This window comes from Ruegeria sp. BHSC037, assembly GCF_059613045.1.
In genome coordinates this window covers 98,272-117,589 of sequence record NZ_JBXWRT010000002.1, presented here as the reverse complement: position 1 = coordinate 117,589, position 19,318 = coordinate 98,272, and the positions used below count along the sequence as shown (strand labels likewise).

At 63.0% G+C, this 19,318-nt stretch carries 20 protein-coding genes; 7 read left to right on the top strand and 13 right to left on the bottom strand.

Features of this window, described 5'->3' with window-relative positions; translation table 11 throughout:
- Window positions 1-4: 4 nt before the first annotated feature.
- The gene (locus AC2FMN_RS02390) at window positions 5-760 is read left to right on the top strand and encodes an ABC transporter ATP-binding protein (protein ID WP_093964811.1); all 756 of its coding nucleotides are present in this window, start codon (window positions 5-7) and stop codon (window positions 758-760) included.
- Window positions 761-764: 4 nt separating this feature from the next.
- Here the strand turns inward: AC2FMN_RS02390 and AC2FMN_RS02385 are convergent, their stop codons facing one another.
- From AC2FMN_RS02385 to AC2FMN_RS02355, 7 genes are all read right to left on the bottom strand, one after another.
- Window positions 765-1,886 carry an alanine racemase gene (locus tag AC2FMN_RS02385; RefSeq protein WP_496685954.1) on the bottom strand — a complete coding sequence of 374 codons (1,122 nt, stop codon included), beginning with the start codon at window positions 1,884-1,886 and terminating at the stop codon, window positions 765-767.
- Window positions 1,883-3,130, bottom strand: coding sequence for a D-arabinono-1,4-lactone oxidase (locus AC2FMN_RS02380; RefSeq protein ID WP_496685952.1), 1,248 nt, complete (start codon window positions 3,128-3,130; stop codon window positions 1,883-1,885). The genes AC2FMN_RS02385 and AC2FMN_RS02380 overlap by 4 nt, the downstream gene beginning before the upstream one ends.
- Before the next feature lie 90 nt (window positions 3,131-3,220).
- Complete coding sequence (locus AC2FMN_RS02375) at window positions 3,221-3,742, bottom strand: DUF2478 domain-containing protein (protein WP_496678947.1); 522 nt, start codon at window positions 3,740-3,742, stop codon at window positions 3,221-3,223.
- Between the two features lie 71 nt (window positions 3,743-3,813).
- Window positions 3,814-4,479, bottom strand: coding sequence for an NnrU family protein (locus AC2FMN_RS02370; RefSeq protein ID WP_496685950.1), 666 nt, complete (start codon window positions 4,477-4,479; stop codon window positions 3,814-3,816).
- Between the two features lie 103 nt (window positions 4,480-4,582).
- Entirely contained in the window at window positions 4,583-6,649 is a 2,067-nt protein-coding gene (locus AC2FMN_RS02365; RefSeq protein ID WP_496685948.1) for an ABC transporter permease, read from the bottom strand.
- Complete coding sequence (locus AC2FMN_RS02360; RefSeq protein ID WP_496685945.1) at window positions 6,646-7,698, bottom strand: quaternary amine ABC transporter ATP-binding protein; 1,053 nt, start codon at window positions 7,696-7,698, stop codon at window positions 6,646-6,648. The genes AC2FMN_RS02365 and AC2FMN_RS02360 overlap by 4 nt, the downstream gene beginning before the upstream one ends.
- A 9-nt stretch (window positions 7,699-7,707) precedes the next feature.
- Complete coding sequence (locus AC2FMN_RS02355; RefSeq protein ID WP_496685942.1) at window positions 7,708-8,658, bottom strand: ABC transporter substrate-binding protein; 951 nt, start codon at window positions 8,656-8,658, stop codon at window positions 7,708-7,710.
- A gap of 398 nt (window positions 8,659-9,056) precedes the next feature.
- Here AC2FMN_RS02355 and AC2FMN_RS02350 point away from each other — a divergent pair, with 398 nt between their 5' ends.
- Complete coding sequence (locus AC2FMN_RS02350) at window positions 9,057-9,719, top strand: DNA-3-methyladenine glycosylase I (RefSeq protein WP_496685941.1); 663 nt, start codon at window positions 9,057-9,059, stop codon at window positions 9,717-9,719.
- Window positions 9,720-9,760: 41 nt separating this feature from the next.
- The gene (locus AC2FMN_RS02345; protein WP_496685939.1) at window positions 9,761-10,447 is read left to right on the top strand and encodes a hypothetical protein; all 687 of its coding nucleotides are present in this window, start codon (window positions 9,761-9,763) and stop codon (window positions 10,445-10,447) included.
- 3 nt (window positions 10,448-10,450) lie between these two features.
- Here AC2FMN_RS02345 and AC2FMN_RS02340 read toward each other — a convergent pair whose 3' ends face one another.
- Entirely contained in the window at window positions 10,451-10,846 is a 396-nt protein-coding gene (locus AC2FMN_RS02340) for a c-type cytochrome (protein WP_496678774.1), read from the bottom strand.
- A 97-nt stretch (window positions 10,847-10,943) separates the two neighbouring features.
- On the opposite strand from AC2FMN_RS02340, the gene AC2FMN_RS02335 reads away from it, so the two are divergent.
- Entirely contained in the window at window positions 10,944-11,381 is a 438-nt protein-coding gene (locus AC2FMN_RS02335) for a DMT family transporter (RefSeq protein ID WP_496685937.1), read from the top strand.
- Here the strand turns inward: AC2FMN_RS02335 and AC2FMN_RS02330 are convergent.
- The 3 genes from AC2FMN_RS02330 to AC2FMN_RS02320 form a co-directional block, all read right to left on the bottom strand.
- Window positions 11,365-12,051, bottom strand: coding sequence for an ABC transporter ATP-binding protein (locus AC2FMN_RS02330; RefSeq protein WP_496685934.1), 687 nt, complete (start codon window positions 12,049-12,051; stop codon window positions 11,365-11,367). The two genes, AC2FMN_RS02335 and AC2FMN_RS02330, sit on opposite strands and share 17 nt — an antisense overlap.
- Window positions 12,044-13,330, bottom strand: coding sequence for a lipoprotein-releasing ABC transporter permease subunit (locus AC2FMN_RS02325; RefSeq protein WP_496685932.1), 1,287 nt, complete (start codon window positions 13,328-13,330; stop codon window positions 12,044-12,046). The genes AC2FMN_RS02330 and AC2FMN_RS02325 overlap by 8 nt, the downstream gene beginning before the upstream one ends.
- Window positions 13,331-13,411: 81 nt before the next feature.
- Window positions 13,412-14,467, bottom strand: a complete 1,056-nt coding sequence (locus tag AC2FMN_RS02320) for a DUF6492 family protein (RefSeq protein ID WP_496685930.1) — start codon at window positions 14,465-14,467, stop codon at window positions 13,412-13,414.
- A 161-nt stretch (window positions 14,468-14,628) separates the two neighbouring features.
- Here AC2FMN_RS02320 and AC2FMN_RS02315 point away from each other — a divergent pair, with 161 nt between their 5' ends.
- Entirely contained in the window at window positions 14,629-15,090 is a 462-nt protein-coding gene (locus AC2FMN_RS02315) for a hypothetical protein (RefSeq protein WP_496685928.1), read from the top strand.
- Here AC2FMN_RS02315 and AC2FMN_RS02310 read toward each other — a convergent pair.
- Entirely contained in the window at window positions 15,087-15,980 is an 894-nt protein-coding gene (locus tag AC2FMN_RS02310; RefSeq protein ID WP_496685925.1) for a glycosyltransferase family 2 protein, read from the bottom strand. The genes AC2FMN_RS02315 and AC2FMN_RS02310 overlap by 4 nt on opposite strands.
- Entirely contained in the window at window positions 15,964-17,304 is a 1,341-nt protein-coding gene (proS, locus tag AC2FMN_RS02305; protein ID WP_496685922.1) for a proline--tRNA ligase, read from the bottom strand. Before proS ends, AC2FMN_RS02310 begins: the two co-directional genes overlap by 17 nt.
- A 237-nt stretch (window positions 17,305-17,541) precedes the next feature.
- Here proS and AC2FMN_RS02300 point away from each other — a divergent pair, with 237 nt between their 5' ends.
- Together AC2FMN_RS02300 and AC2FMN_RS02295 are read left to right on the top strand one after the other, a co-directional pair.
- A complete protein-coding gene (locus tag AC2FMN_RS02300) occupies window positions 17,542-18,615 on the top strand; it encodes an AI-2E family transporter (RefSeq protein WP_496685920.1) in 1,074 nt (357 codons plus the stop codon).
- The gene (locus AC2FMN_RS02295) at window positions 18,616-19,305 is read left to right on the top strand and encodes an HdaA/DnaA family protein (protein WP_496685919.1); all 690 of its coding nucleotides are present in this window, start codon (window positions 18,616-18,618) and stop codon (window positions 19,303-19,305) included.
- The last annotated feature ends 13 nt before the right edge of the window (window positions 19,306-19,318 follow it).

The following is a 19,318-nucleotide window of genomic DNA, read 5'->3' as shown; positions in this document are numbered from 1 at the left end:
AGCTATGAACGAGAAACCTGACTTTTCGAAAAACGCCAACATGGCCAGCACCGCGCCCGCGTTCCTGTCGGTGTGGGACATGCATTCGTACTACGGCGAAAGCTACATCGTCCAAGGCGTCAGCTTCAACGTCCACGAGGGCGAGATCCTCGCCCTGCTGGGGCGCAACGGGGCCGGCAAGACTTCGACTCTGCGCTCGATCGCGCGCGTGGGCGAGCCCGAGGTGCGCCACGGCGAAATCTGGCTGGACCACAAGCCGCTGCACAACATGACCAGCTACGAGGCCGCCGCCGCCGGGTTGGGTCTTGTGCCCGAAGATCGGCGGATCATCCCAGGCCTGACGGTCGAGGAGAACTTGCAGCTGGCCCAGATCGCCCCCCCGATCGGCTGGTCGCTGGAACGGATCTACGAGCTGTTCCCGCGTCTAGGCGAACGGCGCAAGCAAGAGGGTGTGACTCTTTCGGGCGGCGAACAGCAGATGCTGTCGATCGCCCGCGCGCTGGCCCGGGACATCAAGGTGCTGCTGCTGGACGAACCCTATGAGGGCTTGGCCCCGGTGATCGTGGACGAGATCGAAAAGACGCTGATCCACATCAAGCAGCAGGGCATGACAACCATCATCGTCGAACAGAACGCGGTGCGCGCGCTGCAACTGGCCGACAGGGCAATCATTCTGGACACCGGCTGCATCGTGTTTGACGGCACCGCGGACGAAGTGCTGGAAAACACCCAGCTGCGGGAGGAATATCTGGCGATCTGACCCGTCAATTGGGCAGGCAGGCCCATTCGGCCACGACCTGCCCCTGCCGCAGGGCCAGAACCGTGCCGAACTGGTTCAAAACCGCTTCACTCTGACTGGGGCGCAGCAAGGCGATATCTCCGGGCTGCGCCTTGGTTGTTTTGGGACCCACCCAGACCTCTTGATTGCTTGAACGCCCTAACACGCCGGAATAGCCGAACCCGTCGGGCCAGACGGGGCTGGCCAGATAGTGCCCACCGGAAATGGCGAGGTTGGTCCGGCGTAGTCCGGGCAGGTCGATCCCCGGCACCGGGTTGCGCGGCATCACCTTGAGAACCGGCGTGGCCAGGAACAGAGCGGGCGAAAACGCCTGCGTCGATGCGTGGTCGAAATCCGAAGGTTTCACCAAAACCGACCCAAAGGCGACCTCGGTCGCCAGGCTCCGCGTGGCCGGATCTTGGAAGGTCAGGCTGCCGCCGGTGTTCAGGCACAGCCCCTGCGCCCCCTGCCCAAGCGCAGCGACCGCCTGCTCATAGACTTTCGCACTGGCTCGCCGCGCGCGGCGTCGGAGCAACGCAGGCAGTTTGGCCAAATGCACCTCGTACCCCATCAGCCCCGACAGAGCGGCAGGGGCATGACCCGCGATCCGCGCCGCAACGCCTGCGACCTGATCGGCGGCCAAGCCACCGCGGTGCAGGCCCACGTCGATCTCGAGCGACAGGCGCAGGGTTTGGTCCGTGTCAGCGGCCAGCGACAGATACGCGTCCAGCCGCTGTGGCGTGTCGATCAGCCACTGCACCCGCCGGGCGGCGTCGGGGTGCGTCTCAAGAATCCGCCGGGCGGCGGTGACCGGCAGCGGTTTGCCCAGCAGGTGATCGGTGTCCGGCTCGGCGGCCAGCAGGGCCGACAGCATGGATTCGGAAAAGCTCATCAGGCCCGTTGTAGAAATCCGGGCGCGAATATGGTCCAGCAGAGGCAGGCACGGCAGCGATTTGGCCACAAGCCGGGCCTGCAAGCCGTGGCCCAACCCCGCGCGGGCAGCGTCGCAATTCGCCTCGACCCGGTCCAGATCTACGACGGCCACCGGCCGGTCGACGCCATGATCGCGCAGCGCTTGGGTGAGATGTTCGAAATACTCTGCGGTCATGGGCGGAACATCCGGGCCAGTGCGGGCGTCAGGAACTTGCCCTTTGGATCCAGCCGTTCACGCAATGTGCAGAAGGCATCGAAATCGGGATAGAGGCGCGACAGATCGGAATAGGTCAGGCTGTGCAGCTTGCCCCAATGGGGGCGGCCGCCAGCCTGCAGGAACAGCGGCTCCATCGCCTCGAAATAGCGCAGATGGCCTTCCTTCGCATCGGTGTGGATGGCAACCGATACGCGCGGCCCCCCTTGGAAAGGTGACAGGCAGGCGTCGTCGCCTGCGGTCTGCCGCACCTCGATCGGGAAATAGATGTTGCCATGGTCGCACTCCAACCGTCGGATCAGTTCGGACAGCACGTCCCCCGCGGTTTCGGACGGCAGGTGGTATTCCATTTCCTTGAACCGGATGTGCCGGTCGCTGCACAGAACGCGCCAACTTTCACCGACGTAGTCCTCGTCGGACTGGGCCAGCGTCAGCAGACGCAGCAGGGCGCGCCGCGAGCCGGGGCTGAACCGACCTGCATTGCGCGCCAGCTTCAGAACCTTGACGGCGATCATGTCCAGATCGCGCGGCGCGCGGGTCTTGGGCGCGTCGGTGATATCGTGCCGGATTTCAACGGTCTTGCCGGTGAAAGGGATGTAGAAGAACTCGAAATTCCTGTTCTCGTCCCAATGCTGGTGCATGCGCTCCAGTGTGTCCTGCAGGTCGGACAGACGCACCCGACGGCGCAGATTGTATTTCGGCACGACGTTGATCTGTGCCTCGGTCACGATGCCCAGCAGACCCAGCGAAACCTGCACCATGTTCAGCGGAATATCGTCGGTGGTCAGGGTCTGCCCGCCAGCGCCGATCAGCCGGGCCGCGGTAATTTCGGCAGACAGGCACGGCAGGGTGCGACCGGTGCCGTGGGTCGCCGTGGCTGCCGCGCCGGCCAGGGTCTGCACATTGATATCACCCAGATTGCGGAAGGCCCTGCCGTGCTCGGCCAGTGCCGGCGACAGATCGCGCAGCCGGGCATTGGCGTTGACCCAAGCCCGTTCGCCGTCGACCCGCGTCACGGGGGGCAGGTTCAAGGCTGTCAGGTCAATGATATGCTGCGCGCCCGGAACCAGCGGCGTGAAGGAATGCCCTGCCCCGACCGGACGCAGGGTTTCGGCCGAGGCGATCAACTGTTGAAGGTCTTCGGTCGTGGTCGGCCGCTTGGGCCGTATTTGGCTGGCCTGGTTGCCTGCCCAGTTCTGCCACATGGCTGATCCTCCTCCCATCCGGAGCAGAGGATTGCAGCCGGGGCGAAACCGAACAATACCGGTTTTCAGGACGTTACGTCGGGAAAACTGTTATTCGGCCGCAGGCCGCAGGTTGGCGACGCTGTCGAACCAGGCCTCGATGACGTCCAGATCGGGTTCTAGCGCCTGCGCCGCACCATCGGTGAATTCCACGAACTTGTCACGGTTTAGGCCGTTGACCCCGACCAGCACCGGGATGTCAAGCGACAGCGCCTCGGCGATGACGGGGCGGAACCCGCGGCCATCGGCCTCGTGTTTGCCGAACTTGTTGACGATCAGCAATTGCGGACGGTTGGCCAAAGACGCCGTCACATAGCCCACCGCCTGCTCCAACGCCGCCGGGTCCAGCCGGCACCCGCGCGACTGGCTGCCCAACGACTGCGAGATACGGATGGTTTCGCCATCCGGCAGCACGCGCAGGTCCATGTCGCATTTGCTGCTGTCGGCGCATTCGGAGTTGGTCTGAACCACACCGGCCAGACGGGCGCCCTTGGCCAGCAGACGTTCGGCAACCGCGCTCAGCAGGCGGTCGGTTGCGCCGCGATCGGTAGTGGTGACATAGGCCAGGTGCATCGGCAGACCTTTCTGGGTTTCATCGTGTTGTTCCAATTAGCACGCATGGGGCGCCCCTTCCAGCACCCGCATCAACGCAGAGGAGACGTCCCGATCACCGGCGCGTGCAGGTGCAACAGCGCGGCATAGGCCAGCCCTGCCACCAACCAGACCCAGGGCCTCGGCCAGGGGCGCGGCAGCCGCAGCGACAGGCGTGCTGTGTTGCGCGACAGGTGCGGCCAATCAGCCCCCATCTCGCGCGCCTTGCGCCTGTCGATCAGGGCCATGCCCATCCGGGCGAAACCCGCGAACAGGCCGAACAGGACCACATGTGCCAAGCTGCCATTGGCCAGCAGATGCGCCAGCGCCCACAACACTATCGCCAACAGGATCGGGTGGCGGGTGGTCCGCAGGAGACCGGACAGCTCGGGGTTGAACGGGCGACCTCCCAGCCCGCCGAAGGAAAACGGGTTGGTCGCCGCCAGCCCGGCCACCGCCAGCCAGCAGACGACGGGCATCACCAGCAGAGGCACCCAGCGCAGGATCGCCAGCGGCGGGATGACCTCGACATAGGGCGCGCTGGCCGCGGCCACGATCAGCCAGGCCAGAACCGCCAGCGACAGCGCGGAATAGACCGCGAAATAGGGTCCGCGCCCCATCAACCCGATCAGCCGCCCGCGCACTGCCGGACGCGCCGGAATGGCGTGGCTGAGCAGAAAGATCAGAAGTGCAGCAACAAAAGCGCCCCAACCGGCCATGGTCATATCCGCCTGTTTTGCACCCGGAATACCGGGGAAAACGGCCCCGCCTTGTCCGAAATCAAGTGTGGTCGGGGGCAGCTGCGCCGCCCCCGATCCGGGGTTACAGGCCCAGCGCCTTGCGGCGTTCCTCGGCAAATCCCTGAACCATGCGGTCGGCGATCAGCGCCAGAATGGCCATCGCTGCCCCGGCCGAAATGCCCAGCCCCACATCCGCCTGCCCCAACGCCAGATAGATCGACTGGCCCAGACCGGTCGTGCCGATCAACGCCGCGATCACCAGCATAGCAAAGGCATAGAGAATGGTCTGGTTCAGCCCCAGAAGGATCGTGGGCGCAGCATAGGGCGCACGCACGTCGCGCATGATCTGCCACTCGGTCGCTCCACTGGCGATCGCGGCCTCCATCATCTCGTCCGGGGTGTTGACCAGCCCGTGACGGGTGTAGCGGATCATCGGCACGATCGCATAGGCGCAGATCGCCAGAAAGGCCGAAAACTCGCCGATCTGGAACACCATCAGCACCGGGATCAGGAACACGAACAGGGGAATCGTCTGCAGCATGTCGCAGATCGGGCGCACGATCCTCCAGACTGGCGACCAGACCGCGCTGGCGAGGCCGATCAGCCCGCCGACAACGGCGCAGAAGAACACCGCCGCACCGCTGAGATAGAGCGACAGCAGCGCCCTCTCCCACAGGCCCGAGATCAGGATCGTGCTCAGCAGCGCCACAGACAGCGCCGCCAGACGCCAACCGCCCGCCACCCAGCCCAACGCCGCCGCGCCAGTCAGGACGAAGGGCCATGGCAGATTCGCGATGCCCGTCTCGAGCATGCCGATCAGGATCAGCGTGACCAGACCGCCGGTCAGGTGCCCACGCCACGCCATCAGCAAGGTGATCACCGCACCGGCGGCGAACAGGCCATAGCTCATGCCCGGGGTCCACTGGAACCCCCAGGTAAAGGGCAGAACCGCCTGACTCAGACCGATCCGCAGCGGCAGCAGCACATAGAACATCGAGTTGTTCTTGAGCGAATCCAGCCACGGCCCGTTATCCTGGGTAAAGGCTGTCAGGCCGGTGTCCACCGCCTGCGCGACCGGATCCAGCAGCGTCAGCTCGGACGGGTTGGGCAGCCGCGCCCAGAACAGCAGCGTAAACAGGACCGCAAAGCCAATAACCGCCCAGACAACGCGGTTGTCGTGACGATTGCGTTCAGTGGCGAGGGTGCCGCTCATGCGGTCAATCACCACGGCAAAGACAACGATCACCATGCCGGCCAGCAGAGATTCACCGAACTGCGCCTTGCGCATGGTCAGCAGGACCTCCCAACCGATGTCATTGAACCCGCCGATGACCGCGGCGATGATCACCATCGACAGGGCCGCCATCAGGCACTGGTTCACACCCACCATGATCTGCGTCGCCGCCGCCGGGATTTCCACCTGGAACAGCTGCTGGAACCGAGTGCCGCCCGACATGATGGCGGCTTCCTTGATCTCGGGCTCCACGCGCTCCAGCCCCAGCATCACGTTGCGCGCCATCGGCGGCGCCGCGTAGATGGCCGAGGCGATCAGCCCCACCACCGGGCCAAACCCGAACAGCAGCAGCAACGGCGTCAGATAGGCAAAGGTCGGTACAGTCTGCATGATGTCCAACACCGCCTGAACCACTGATTTCACCCGAGGCACTTCGTTGGCCAGAATGCCAATTGCACTGCCAACGATCAGCGCGACCGGGACCGAAACAGCCACCAGCGCCAAGGTGTTCATGCTCTCGGCCCAATAGCCCGAGGCCAGCACGAAGCTGAGGCCCAGAAAGCCCAGCGCCGCCATGGGCAACCCACCCAGATACCAGCCGAGTGCCGTCACCAGCCCGATCAGGATCGGCCAGGGCGTGTGGCCCAGCACGAAATTGGCCCAGTTCATCGGATAGGCCATCAGGTCGGAAAACAGCCGGGCCGCAGGTTTGATTGCGTTCAGAAACCAGTCGAGGAAGGCGCCCACCCATTGCGTGGCCGGGACCTCCCACGACGCGGGCCATTTGACCAGCCAGGGCGCGTGCGGCTCAAGCGCCAGGCACAGCGCTCCGACGATCAGCGTGATCAGCGCCGCCTGTGCCCCTGCCGTCAGGTGCGCCCGCGCGGGCGTGCGAACATCAACTGCAACGGTCATGCGTCATCCACCTGCAAAGCGGCGGCAAGGTCCAAAGGATTCACCGTGCCGACGATCGCGCCGGTTTCGTCATGCACCGGCACCGGCTCGTACAAGGCCATGCAGCGGGCCAACGCCGCGTCGAGCGTCATGTTGACGGTCAGGCCAGGGTCATCCGGACCGCGCTCGGCATCGCCTGGATGCATGACCGAGGCGACCTTGGCGTGCTGGCCCTTGGCAACGTCCTTGGAAAACTCGCGCACGTAATCGTCGACCGGGCGCAGAACGATGTCCGAGGGCGTGCCGATCTGCACGATCTTGCCGTCGCGCATGATCGCGATGCGGTCGGCCAGCTTCAGCGCCTCGGCAATGTCGTGGGTGATGAAGACGATGGATTTTTTCAGCGTCGCCTGAATGCGCAGGAATTCGTCTTGCAGCTGCCGCCGGATCAACGGGTCCAGCGCCGAGAACGGCTCGTCCAGGAACCAGATGTCGGGGTTCACCGCCAACGAGCGGGCGATGCCCACGCGCTGCCTCTGCCCGCCCGACAATTGCCGCGGAAAACTCTCTTCGCGGCCTTCGAGACCGACCAGCGCGATGACCTGCTGCGCGCGGGCCAAACGTTCCTTGCGCCCCACGCCCTGAACGCGCAGCGGATAGGCCACGTTTTCGGCCACCGTCATGTGCGGAAACAGGCCGAAATGCTGGAACACCATGCCCATCTTCCTGCGGCGCAGCTCGGTCAGTTTCTTCTTGGGCGCACCGCGCACGTTGTCGCCGTCAATGCGGATTTCACCGCCCGTCCCTGGCAACAGCTGCGAGATGCAGCGGATGAGGGTCGACTTGCCCGACCCCGACAGCCCCATGATGACGAACAGTTCGCCATCGCGAACGTCGAAATTGGCGTTCTGCACGGCGGGAATGAACCCGTGTTCGCGCAGCTCGGCGGCGGTCTTTTCAGCGTCGTCCCCTGACCGAGCCAGCGCGTCGGTCAGGGCTTTCTCCGCACCTTGGCCAAAGACCTGCCAGAGATTCCGGCAGGCAATGGCTGGCGTATTCGCGTCAGTCACTTAGGCGGCTCACTTGGTTGCCGCGTCCACGACCGGACGCCATTTGTCTTCATTCTGAGCCATCCAGTCGGCCACGACCTCTTCGACCTTGCCACCATCTACATCGATCGCGCCCATCATCGGCTGCTGATCCTCGACGCTCAGTTGATAGTTCGACAGGATCTCATAGGCCGCCGGCCATTTGTCGGCCATGCCGTTCCAGGCGGCCTTGAAGATGCGCGAGGGCGCAAAGTCGCAGTCATTCACGGCATTGGGGTTCGGGCCCCAGGCCGGATCGGTGAAACAGGCCTCTTCGCCCGGCGGCAGATCGACGAATTTCACGTCGTAGGCCGACATCGCCCAATGCGGCTGCCAGAAGGTGATCAACAGCGGCGACTTGCGCTCGGTCGAGGCACGAAGCTCGGCGATCAACGCCCCTTCGGATCCGGCGGGCACGGCTTTGAACGGCACATCCAGTCCCGCCATACGATCGGCGCCAGGGGTGCCCCAGTCGGCCGGATAGTCGACCAGACGGCCCATCGGCAGCGTTTCTGCGGTGGCGAAGACCTGCGCACAGTCATTCAGCGCCTCCCAAGCCGGCAGGCCCGGGCAGAGATCAGCCACATGCGCCGGATACGCGATGCCTTCCTTGGCATCCAGGCCCAGATCACCGATCTCGACCACGGTGCCCTCGGCGATCTTCTTGGCATACTCGTCCGACACGTTCGACGACCAGATTTCGAGCGTTGCGTCGATGTCACCATCGGCCAGCGCCTGGAATTGGTTCATCATGCCTGCGGTCACATATTCGACCTTGTAGCCGGCGGCCTCGAGCATCTCGCCCGCGACATGCGTGGTCACGTGCTGGCCGGTCCATTCGTTGATGGCCAGTTTGATCGGCTCGTCCACCGCGCCCATCTCGGCCGCGTGAACTGCGCCTGCGGCAACCACCGCCAGCAGACTAACACTGAGTTTTTTCATGGATTTGCTCCCTGTCTTCCTTGTTTTGCCCACCCCGGCAGGATTGGCCCGCCGGGTGACATGCCTGATGACATGACCATGTCGCAACATGCACAAATTTGGCCGGAAAAGAAAAGTGAACACTTGGACTGACTTGAAACATTTGCCGGTCCCGCCTCCCCTCCGTTCCGGTTGGAACATCAAGATCCTGCCGCGCGCGTCCGGTTTCGGTACGGCAGGTTATTGATTGACCAGTCAATCACAAACCCGATTCCCGTCATTTGTCGAGCATTTCTTTCGCAGCGCATGAAAAAATACCGGGTTTTCCCGGACTCAGCCCGTTTGAATATCCTCCCTATTCAGGCCAGGGTTGCACAAATAGGAACAAACGGGCAACATTCTGGCCGGAGGGTCGACACATGCACCATTTCGACGAAATCTATGGTCTGGCGGCTGATCGGCACGGCGGGATCGACGCGCTCGAGCAGAAGCTGACCCGCCCCAAATCAACGGACGAACTGGCCCGGATGCCCGATGATCGCTGGTTGTCGATCTTGACCAAATGCATCTTTCAGGCCGGGTTCAACTGGAAGGTCATCGAGGCCAAGTGGGACGGATTCGAAGCCGCCTTCAATGGGTTCGACGTAGGGCGCTGCGCCTTCATGGATGACGAAAAATTCGACGCGCTGCTGCAGGATACCCGCATCGTGCGCAATGGAGCCAAGATCGCCACGGTGCGCGACAACGCCGCCTTTCTGCTGGAACTACGCGCCGAGGGCGGCGCAGGCAAGGTGCTGGGCGGCTGGCCCTCGACCGACTATGTCGGATTGCTCGAGATGCTGGCCCGGCGCGGATCTCGGCTGGGCGGTGCCTCGGCCCAGTACGCGATGCGGTTCGCCGGGCGCGACAGTTTCATCCTGTCGCGCGACGTCACGGCCCGCCTGATCGCCGAAGGGGTGATTGACAAGCCCACCACCTCGAAAAGGGCGATGACCGCCGTGCAAACGGCGTTCAACACATGGATGGATCAATCGGGCCGGTCGCTGACGGAAATCAGCCGGGTTCTGGCCATGAGCCTTTGAAAACCGCTTGCGGCCCTGCCCTGCCGGGCTAGGCTTACATCATGATCCGGCTGGCTCTGATCCTTGTCGCGCTGACGCTTCTGTCCTGCGGTCGTCCGCTGACCGAGCGGGAAAAGGCCTTTGCCGCACAGGTGCAGGGCGACACGCTGGACCTGGATCGAGTGCGGCTGGTCCAGGGTGCCCCGGTGGCTGCGATCACTTATGAGCGCAAGGCCCGCCCTCGGCTGGCCTGCCGCGAACGCATTCTGCCCCCCATAAAGACCGAGACCGTTACCGGAAAACCCGCGGCCGTGGCCCTGTTCAACCAAGTGTATTTTACGCGGGACTGGTATCTCGAAGACTACATGGCCAGCTATCCCGATCGGATCAACCTGGTGGCCGCGATGCTGCTGGCGCATGAGCTGACCCATGTCTGGCAGTGGCAGAACCGCGCGGTGACAGGCTATAACCCCTTGCGCGCCGCGGCCGAGCATGGCGGGCGCAAGGATCCGTACCTGTTCGACCTGGACAACTCCGCGGACTTTCTGGACTTTGGGTTTGAACAGCAGGGGGCCATCGTCGAGGAATATGTCTGCTGCCGCGCGCTGGACCCCAACGCGCCGCGCACCCGACGCCTGCACGAGATGTTAGACAAGTATCTCGACCTTGCCGCCCTGCCCGGCGACCGGCGCGAGAGCGACGTGATCCTTCCCTGGAGCGGCGCAAAGGTTCAGGGCATCTGCCGCTGAGAATCATCCGCCCTGCAAAGTCTCCAAATAGGCCACAAGGTCGGCAATGGGCTTGCTGGTCAGGATCGGTTGGCCCGTCGGCGCCTTGATCGCGGTGTCCTGCCCTTCGAAATAGGGGCCATAGACCGGCATCGGACTGCCATGGCTGACCAGCGGATCGCGCCCGTCGATGCGTTTGACCACTCGTTCGGTGGGAAAAACGCCGTCCGAGCCGCTCAACGCCGTCAGATTGGTGGGCTGGATGACCAGCACGCCGGCCATCGGGCCATGGCCGGTTGCATCCAGCCCGTGACAGGTGGCGCAGTGATGCAGGTACAGCTCTTCGCCCGTCCCGACGTCCTGCGCCCAGACGCTCGGGGCGGCCAACAGAGCCAGCGTTGCAAATGTCAGCAGTTTCATCGCGTTCCTCCATCCAGTCCGGCAAATGCAGACTTGCCCGGACCGGTGCAAGCCGCAATGATCCAGATCAACGAAACAGGCGACAAGGACCGGGGCAATGACACAATACGCAGCCATCATGCTGGCCGCCGGGATCGGCGTACCCATCCTTGCGGCGCTGAATGCGGCCTTTGGCAAGTTTATCGGGTCGCCGACCGTCGCGGCGGTGATCCTGTTTGCCGTAGCCTTTGCCGCCTCGGCGATGGTGATGCTGCTAGGGCCGGGCACGCAGGCTGTGGCCAAAGTCGCGCACACGCCGAAGCATCTGTTGCTGGCCGGGGTTCTGATTGCCTTCTATGTCCTGTCGATCACCCATGTCGCGCCGCATTTCGGTGTGGGCAACGCGGTGTTCTTCGTGCTGTTGGGCCAGTTGATCAGCACCGCGGCCATCGACCATTTCGGCCTTTTCGGTGCGCAGATCACCCCGTTGACCCTAATGCGCGCCGGCGGGATCGCGGTGATGGCCGTGGGCGTGGCGATCACTCAGCTGGCCTGAGCACACCCCCGTCCAGCCGCAGCATCCGGTCCATGCGCGCGGCCAGGTCAACATTGTGCGTGGCGATCAACGCCGACAAGCCCGACTCGCGCACCAGATCCATCAGCGCGGCAAAGACCTGATCCGAGGTACCCGGGTCCAGATTCCCTGTTGGCTCGTCCGCCAACAGGACACGCGGTTCATTGGCCAGGGCCCGGCAGAAGGCCACCCGCTGCTGCTCGCCACCCGACAGGGCCGCCGGGCGGTGGTCGGCACGTTCGGCGACACCGACAAGGTCCAGCAAATCCATCGCGCGGACCTTGGCCGCCCTTTCGGATACGCCATTCGCCAATTGCGGAAGCACAACGTTTTCCAGCGCGGTGAATTCCGGCAGCAGGTGGTGGAACTGGTACACAAAACCCACATCCCGCCGCCGCATCGCGGTGCGGGTGCGGTCGCCTTTGCCGGTCGCGTCCTGCCCGCCGATTTCGACCGTCCCGGAATCCGGCGTATCCAGCAGACCGGCGATGTGCAGCAGGGTCGACTTGCCCGCCCCCGAGGGTGCCACAAGTGCCACCGCCTCGCCGGCGCGCAGTTCCAGATCGGCGCCGCGCAGCACCTGCACCTCGGCGGGCGTGCCTTTCAGATAGGTCTTGGTCAGGCCGGTCAGACGCAAGGTCACATCATTCATAGCGCAGCGCCTCGACCGGGTTCAGCCGCGCCGCGCGGCGGGCCGGGAAGTAGGTGACGAAGAAGGACAGGCCCAGCGACATCCCAACCGCCTTGAGCACGTCCGACAGGTGCAGCTCGGCCGGCAAGGCATAGATGCCGCGGATCGCTGGATCCCAAACTCCGCCGCCCATCACGTAGTTCACGAAAGAGAAGATCGGGTCGATATAGAGCGCGAACAGGCAGCCCAGAATGACGCCCATCGCGGTGCCGATGATCCCGGTGAACGCACCGCAGATGAAGAACACGCGCAGCACCGAGCCCTCGCTGAGGCCGATGGTGCGCAGGATGCCGATGTCGCGGCCCTTATTTTTGACCAGCATGATCAGGCCTGACACGATGTTCATCGCCGCGATCAGCACGAGTATCGACAGGATGATGAACATCACGTTGTCCTCGACCTCGAGCGCGCGCAGAAAACCACCCGACGCATCCAGCCACGTCCAGATCTGCACCCGCTCGCCCGCCGCCTCGAGGATCGGGATCAGGATCGGGTTCAGGTCCTCGGGACCGTCGACCATAACCTCGATCTCGTCGGCGACGCCCTCGCGGTTGAAAAAGCTCTGCGCCTCGGAAAACGGCATGTAGACGCGGGTGCGGTCGATGTCATAGCGCCCGGCCGAAAAAACGTAGACGACTTCATAGGCATTCACACGGGGCGAGGTGCCAAAGGCGGTTTTGACCCCGTTGGGCGTGGTCAGCTTGACCCTATCACCAACCGTGGCGCCGATGGCGCGGGACACGCCCGAGCCGATGGCGATTCCCTCCTCGAACCGGGACAGATCGCCATAGGCCTGATCGCTTTGGGCGATGCCGGGCAGGTTGAGCAAGTCATCGGGGCGGATGCCGAACACCTCGGCGCCGCTGCTGCGGTCTCGGTTTGTGATCAGGACCTGCCCCTTGACCAGCGGCGCGGCGCGTTGAACGCCCGGCACCTGCGCGATGCGCTCGGCCATGGCGTCGTATTCAACGATGGTGCGATCCACCTGGCCGTGCGCGTCCAGTTCTCCGGCCGAGTAAACTGTAACGTGAGCGTTGGCCCCAAGAATGGTGCCCACGAATTCGGACCGGAACCCGGACCGGACCGCCAGCGTTGCGATCAGCGCGAAAACGGCCAGAGTGATCCCGATCAACGAGATCCATGTCATCACACTTACACCGCCCTCGGCACGCCGGGCGCGCAGATAGCGCCAGGCGATCTTCCATTCGAAGGCGGCAAAGGGAGGGGGTGTTCTGGCCATTCCTGCTCCGGCAAATCTGTGGTGGGGACATTTTCGGGATTTGGCTGGATGGTCAAGCCGGTTCTGGATGCGCGCGCCCGTTCAACCGGCCAGCGACGAAGTTGCATCCAGCACAGACTGGGTCGTCTCACGATCACTAATCCCTCGTCGCGCCAAGGCCTCGAACAAGCGATCTCGGGTTTCAGGTGTCAGCATGGAAACCGCCCGGTTGTGCAGGCCGAGGCTCAACAGTTCCGGTTCGTCGATCCTGGCAATCAGGCCTTCCAGCTTCTGTTGCGAATAGGTCGGCCACAGCCCCAGCGCGGTGCTGGGTGCGTCCTCGAACCACGGGCGCAAAGTCAGATCCGACCGGAGGCAAAACGCATTCAGCAGCATGAATTCCGAGGGTCTCCGGCGCGACCCGAAGAGCGACTGCACCGAACCGTAGCGTTCGTTGATCTCGTCCAACACCTCCAACACCAACGACCTGCGCACCGGGAACGGCGTCGAAAACGTCGTGGTCTTCAACGCCTCAATGTCCGGGACGGTGACCTGCAAAGCGTCCAGGCTCTGCCGCAGCCAGTTGCGGTGAAAATCGCTGTTGACCGAAATGAACGGAATCCGGGCGGCTCCGCCATCCGCAAAGAATTCTGCCTCATTGAAAGACCGCAGAAACAGGTTTTTGGTGTCCAGGATAACCATCTGCTCCGTCTCGGCGATCCGTGCGGCGCCCAGCTTGAGCACCTGTTGCGTGCGGTATCCGTTGTTGCCGCGCCAGCCCCCCTTTCGCACGAAAGGGATACGGTGCCGTCCTTCAATCAGAAGCCGGTCGCCCAGTGAGCGCCTGACGCATTGACCTGCCCCAAGCAGAATGTCATCGCCCCCGACCACCCGAACCTTGGATTGCAGAGGGCCATAGGCCGTTAATATGGGCTCGATACGCGCCTGCAATGCGGTTTCGTCCACGTCGTTCAGAACCACATGGATGGAAGCAACTTTGGCCGGATCAGCAAATCGCGCAAAGGAACGCGCCTGCAACTCGAGCAGCGGGTAATCCTTGGAATACACTATCGTGGCAAAACTTAGCACGGTCGGGTTGCCTTTCACAATCACTCGGCGCCGCTGTATCAGCTTCTCGACCTGCCGCCAAATCTGCATTTTTCCGCGTTGGCGCAGAATCAGCCGTCGGGCGCAAATTCCAGCATAAGATGATATGTGAAAGACGATTATACCACTGGTTGTGAAGCCCATCTCAGACAGGTCTTTATTGTTTCAGGAATGAAGTCAATGTGAGGTTCAGGCAGTATACTGAACTTGAAATGCAACATTTTCACAGCAACTTTGTTTCGCATTTTGCTTCTTTTGAGAAATTTTGGCACCCTGATTGTGGGGGAATACATTTTAAAGAGCGGGGGTCGCTCATGAATATTGAAGAGGAAATTGAACAGGTTGGTGCGCCAGCCACGACGATCATATCTCAGGACATGGATTGCGAAACCGCAGCGTTGTTGCGGGCCGTCATTCGACCGCTGTTTGCCGGCGCGGCCAGTTGGGCCGGTCTTGCCGACACGCTGCGTGAAAAAGGCTATCGCCTGGCATTCCAAAGCGGGCGCATGTGCCTGATGGACCGAGCGACCGGAAAACGGCTTTGCGGGTTGCGGTTTCTGGACATCGAATTGAAGGATCTGGTCCGTCGTATGGGTCGCCCCGTCGTAGTCGCCCGAGGTGACAGGGCGGATGGTGAACTGCTTCGCGCGCGCCCGGCGACGGGCGGGTCCTAGTACCGCCGCCAGAACTGGACGGACCGGCGCAGAGATTTGGCAAGGCTGTGTTTTGCGGCCCGCCGGATCGGCAGCGGCGTTTCCGGGCGCCTCAGCACCTCGGTGAGCAGGTTTGCCGGCATATGCCCGCGGCGATAGAACTCTGCAAAATCATCCAGATCCAAGCCTTGTGCCGCGCGATAATCGGCAAAGAACCGTTGCCAGACGCGGGCATAATCCCGTCCCGTCGCTTGCTGGTCGCTGGTCTCGCCGCGGTCCCAGAACAATGAAATCGGCTCATCCATCCTTTCGCCGCGATAGCCCCCGGCAACCAACCGCAGCATCAGGTCATAATCACCAGCGATGCGGAACTGAGTGTCGTGTCCCCCCAATTCCTGAAAAACATCTCGCCGCAGAAAAACAGAGTTATGGCAAAACGGCATACGCTGAAGGATGGCCTTGACCGACATCCGTTTTTCCATCTTTTCGCCGCCGTCCGCGGACCGGTGAAGGGTTGATCCGAATAGATAGTCGGGACTGGTCGCGGTCAGTCGCTCGGCCGCCCGGTTCAGAACATCATCCGCGGCCAACGAGTCGTCGGAATTAAGGAACAGGACATATTCGCCGCGTGCCGCTTCGACGCCGCGATTCATCGCGTCGTACAGGCCATGGTCCGGTTCACTGATCAGGCGCGTGCGCGGAGCGTTGGCGATCAAGTCCTGAATAAATTCGACCGTCCCGTCCGACGATGCTCCGTCCTGAATGATGTGCTCGGAACGGTCGCAATTCTGCCGCGCCATGCATTCGATGACGCGACGAAACGTGTCCTGACGCCCTTGGGACAGCAGGTTCCAAGTTGCCGTGATCACCGAGATCAGCGGCGAGTCACCGGTATCAGGCGGTGCGCTCATAGATCTCGGCAATGCGGGTTACGGCGGCCTCGGGGCTCAGCTCTTCGCTTTCGCCGGTGCGGCGGTTGGTCAGCTCGACCACTCCGTTCTTCAGCCCGCGCGGGCCAACGGTGATGCGCCAGGGCAGGCCGATCAGGTCCATCGTAGCGAACTTGCCACCTGCCCGCTCGTTGCGGTCGTCATAGAGCGGCTCGAGTCCCAGCACGGTCAGCGCCTTGTAGATCTTGTCACAGGCTGCGTCGGCCTCGTCATCGCCCTGTTTCAGGTTGACGATGCCGCAGTGGAACGGGGTCACGCCCTCGGGCCAGATGATGCCCTTGTCGTCGTGGCTAGCTTCGATAATCGCGCCGATCAGGCGGCTGACGCCGATGCCGTGGCTGCCCATGTGCACCGGAACCTGCTTGCCGTCGGGACCTTGCACGGTGGCGCCCATCGGCTCGGAATACTTGGTGCCGAAATAGAAGATCTGCCCCACTTCGATGCCACGCGCGCTGCGGCGGCGTTCCTCGGGCACCTGCTGGAACAGGGCCTCGTCATGGGTCTCGTCCGTGCGGGCATAGAGCGAGGTGAACTCCTCCATGATCGCCTGACACTGAGCCTTGTCGTCATAGTCGATTTCGCGCTCGCCAAGACGGATGTCGGTGACCGCGCTGTCATAGAACACCTCGGATTCGCCGGTATCGGCCAGCACCAGGAATTCATGCGTGTCGTCACCGCCAATCGGGCCGCTGTCTGCACGCATCGGGATCGCCTGCAGGCCCATGCGTTCGTAGGTGCGCAGATAGCTGACCAGGTGGCGGTTGTAGGCGTGGAGCGCGTCCTCTTTCGTCAGGTCGAAATTGTAGCCGTCCTTCATGTAGAACTCGCGGCCGCGCATCACGCCGAAACGGGGGCGGATCTCGTCGCGGAACTTCCACTGGATCTGGTAGAGCGTCAGCGGCAGGTCCTTGTAGCTGTTGACATGACCGCGGAAGATGTCGGTGACCAGTTCCTCGGCCGTGGGCGTATAGAGCATGTCGCGGCCGTGCCGGTCCTTCATGCGCAGCATTTCCTGGCCGTAGTCATCATAACGCCCGGATTCGCGCCACAGGTCGGCCGATTGCAGGATCGGCATCTGGATCGGGATGTGCCCGGCGCGGATCTGCTCCTCGTGCACGATGTTTTCCAGCTTGCGCAGCACCTTGAAGCCAAGCGGCAGCCACGAATAGATCCCGGCGGCGGCCTGCTTGATCATCCCGGCGCGCAGCATCAGCCGGTGGCTGACGATCTGGGCTTCGGCGGGGTTCTCTTTGAGAACGGGCAGAAAATAACGGCTGAGGCGCATGTTTTTACCTTGCAGGTGAGAATTCCACGGACACGTGATTATGCGAAAGCCCCGCCGGGGGCAATCGGACAATGACCCAATCGCCGGTTCGTGGCCAGGCGGCTGTGCCTTTGATCAAACCACGACGAAACCGGTGCACCGCTTGTCCGCCACGCCAAAATCCCGTCTCATGAAGCGCTTGCATCACAAGGTTGCATCGTCCAAGAACAACCACAGGCCTGCAGACAGGAGACCATGATGGCGTTGCCGGTTCGGGACCAGCTGAAATTTTGGGGCGTGGCCGCGGCCGTTTTCGTGTTGGTGCTTTGGCTGCTGGGAGATGTCCTGCTGCCTTTCGTCATCGGCGGCGCGATCGCCTATTTCCTCGACCCCCTGGCCGATCGGCTAGAGCGCCTGGGTCTGTCGCGTGCGGCGGCGACCGCAACGATCACGATTATCGGCGTGCTGACCTTTCTTCTGATAATCCTGATGGTGGTTCCGGCGCTGATCACGCAACTGGCCGATCTGGTCGAAACCCTGCCCACCCTGTTCCAACAACTACGCACCTTTGTCGAACAGCGGTTTCCCGCGCTTCTGGACAGTGAGTCAAACACGCATCAATTCCTGATGTCGCTGAGCGAAACCCTCAAGGCAAAGTCCGGCGACATCCTCGAAACGGTCGTCGCCTCGGTGGGATCGGCCGTGAACGTGGTACTGTTGTTGGTGATCGTGCCCGTGGTGGCGGTGTATTTGCTGCTGGACTGGGATCACATGATTGCCCGCATCAACCAGCTTCTGCCCCGTGACCATGCGCCGACCATCCGCCGTCTGGCCTCGGAAATCGACGCGGTGCTGGCGTCTTTCGTGCGCGGAATGGGGTCGGTCTGCCTGATCCTGGGCACCTACTATGCGGTAGCGCTGATGATCGTAGGCCTGCAGTTCGGCCTGATCGTGGGTTTCATCGCGGGGCTGGTCACCTTCATTCCCTATCTGGGCGCCCTGATCGGCGGAACGCTGGCCATCGGCCTGGCGCTGTTCCAGTTCTGGGGCGACTGGGCATCGATCGGCCTGGTGGCCGGGATCTTCGCCATCGGCCAGGTGGTCGAGGGCAATTTACTGACCCCCAAGCTGGTGGGCAGCTCGGTCGGGTTGCACCCGGTGTGGCTGCTGCTGGCCCTGTCGGTCTTCGGATCGCTGTTCGGATTCGTGGGCATGTTGATCGCGGTTCCGGTCGCGGCGTCGCTGGGCGTGCTTGCACGTTTCGCCACTTCGCAATATCTGGCAGGCCGCCTCTACCGGGGGCATGACGAGCTGGACCGGGAAAGCGAGTAAATGGCCAGACAACTGAGTTTCGATCTTCCAGCCAAGACCGCGCTGGGACGCGAGGATTTTTTTGTATCACCGGCCAATGCGCTGGCGGTGGCTATGATCTCGGCCAATTCATGGCCAGGCAACAAGCTGGTCCTGTCCGGCCCAGCCGGGTCCGGCAAAACCCATTTGGCCCATGTCTGGGCGGCCGAAACCGGGGGGCGGATCGTGTCGGCGGCAGACCTGCGCCATGATTTGGTGCCCGCCCTGGCGCGGTCGCCGGTCGCGGTCGAGGACGTGCCGATGATCGCGGGCGACATCGAACAGCAGAAAACCTTGTTTCACCTGCACAACCTTGTTCTGGCGGAAGGGCATTCGCTGCTGATGACCGGACGGTTGGCGCCCAGGTTCTGGGAACTGCCCCTGGCCGATCTGCAAAGCCGGGTCGAGGGCGCGCATCACGTGGCCCTGGACCCGCCCGACGATGCGCTGCTGGGCGCGGTTCTGGCCAAGCTGTTCGTGGACCGGCAACTGAACCCCGGCCCCGAGGTGATCGCCTATCTGGTCAAGCACATGGACCGCCGGTTCGAGACCGCCGCCGAGGTCGTGGCCCAACTGGATCACGTCGCGTTGATGGAAAAGCGCGAAATCACCCGGGCACTGGCCGTCCGCGTGCTGAACAAGGACGTCGACGAAACCATCACCGGTGATTGACCGTTTGGGTCTG

Coding starts and splice junctions, on each gene's coding strand:
- AC2FMN_RS02375 (WP_496678947.1), bottom strand. CDS start 3,742: ATGCACCTGGCCTATGTCACCACTACCGATCGCGGCGCAACCGACCGC.
- AC2FMN_RS02385 (WP_496685954.1), bottom strand. CDS start 1,886: ATGACCGCAGAGTATTTCGAACATCTCACCCAAGCGCTGCGCGATCAT.
- AC2FMN_RS02340 (WP_496678774.1), bottom strand. CDS start 10,846: ATGAAACTGCTGACATTTGCAACGCTGGCTCTGTTGGCCGCCCCGAGC.
- AC2FMN_RS02320 (WP_496685930.1), bottom strand. CDS start 14,467: ATGCAGATTTGGCGGCAGGTCGAGAAGCTGATACAGCGGCGCCGAGTG.
- AC2FMN_RS02335 (WP_496685937.1), top strand. CDS start 10,944: ATGACACAATACGCAGCCATCATGCTGGCCGCCGGGATCGGCGTACCC.
- AC2FMN_RS02355 (WP_496685942.1), bottom strand. CDS start 8,658: ATGAAAAAACTCAGTGTTAGTCTGCTGGCGGTGGTTGCCGCAGGCGCA.
- AC2FMN_RS02300 (WP_496685920.1), top strand. CDS start 17,542: ATGGCGTTGCCGGTTCGGGACCAGCTGAAATTTTGGGGCGTGGCCGCG.
- AC2FMN_RS02310 (WP_496685925.1), bottom strand. CDS start 15,980: ATGAGCGCACCGCCTGATACCGGTGACTCGCCGCTGATCTCGGTGATC.
- AC2FMN_RS02370 (WP_496685950.1), bottom strand. CDS start 4,479: ATGGCCGGTTGGGGCGCTTTTGTTGCTGCACTTCTGATCTTTCTGCTC.
- proS (WP_496685922.1), bottom strand. CDS start 17,304: ATGCGCCTCAGCCGTTATTTTCTGCCCGTTCTCAAAGAGAACCCCGCC.
- AC2FMN_RS02295 (WP_496685919.1), top strand. CDS start 18,616: ATGGCCAGACAACTGAGTTTCGATCTTCCAGCCAAGACCGCGCTGGGA.
- AC2FMN_RS02325 (WP_496685932.1), bottom strand. CDS start 13,330: ATGGCCAGAACACCCCCTCCCTTTGCCGCCTTCGAATGGAAGATCGCC.
- AC2FMN_RS02350 (WP_496685941.1), top strand. CDS start 9,057: ATGCACCATTTCGACGAAATCTATGGTCTGGCGGCTGATCGGCACGGC.
- AC2FMN_RS02345 (WP_496685939.1), top strand. CDS start 9,761: ATGATCCGGCTGGCTCTGATCCTTGTCGCGCTGACGCTTCTGTCCTGC.
- AC2FMN_RS02390 (WP_093964811.1), top strand. CDS start 5: ATGAACGAGAAACCTGACTTTTCGAAAAACGCCAACATGGCCAGCACC.
- AC2FMN_RS02330 (WP_496685934.1), bottom strand. CDS start 12,051: ATGAATGATGTGACCTTGCGTCTGACCGGCCTGACCAAGACCTATCTG.
- AC2FMN_RS02365 (WP_496685948.1), bottom strand. CDS start 6,649: ATGACCGTTGCAGTTGATGTTCGCACGCCCGCGCGGGCGCACCTGACG.
- AC2FMN_RS02380 (WP_496685952.1), bottom strand. CDS start 3,130: ATGTGGCAGAACTGGGCAGGCAACCAGGCCAGCCAAATACGGCCCAAG.
- AC2FMN_RS02315 (WP_496685928.1), top strand. CDS start 14,629: ATGCAACATTTTCACAGCAACTTTGTTTCGCATTTTGCTTCTTTTGAG.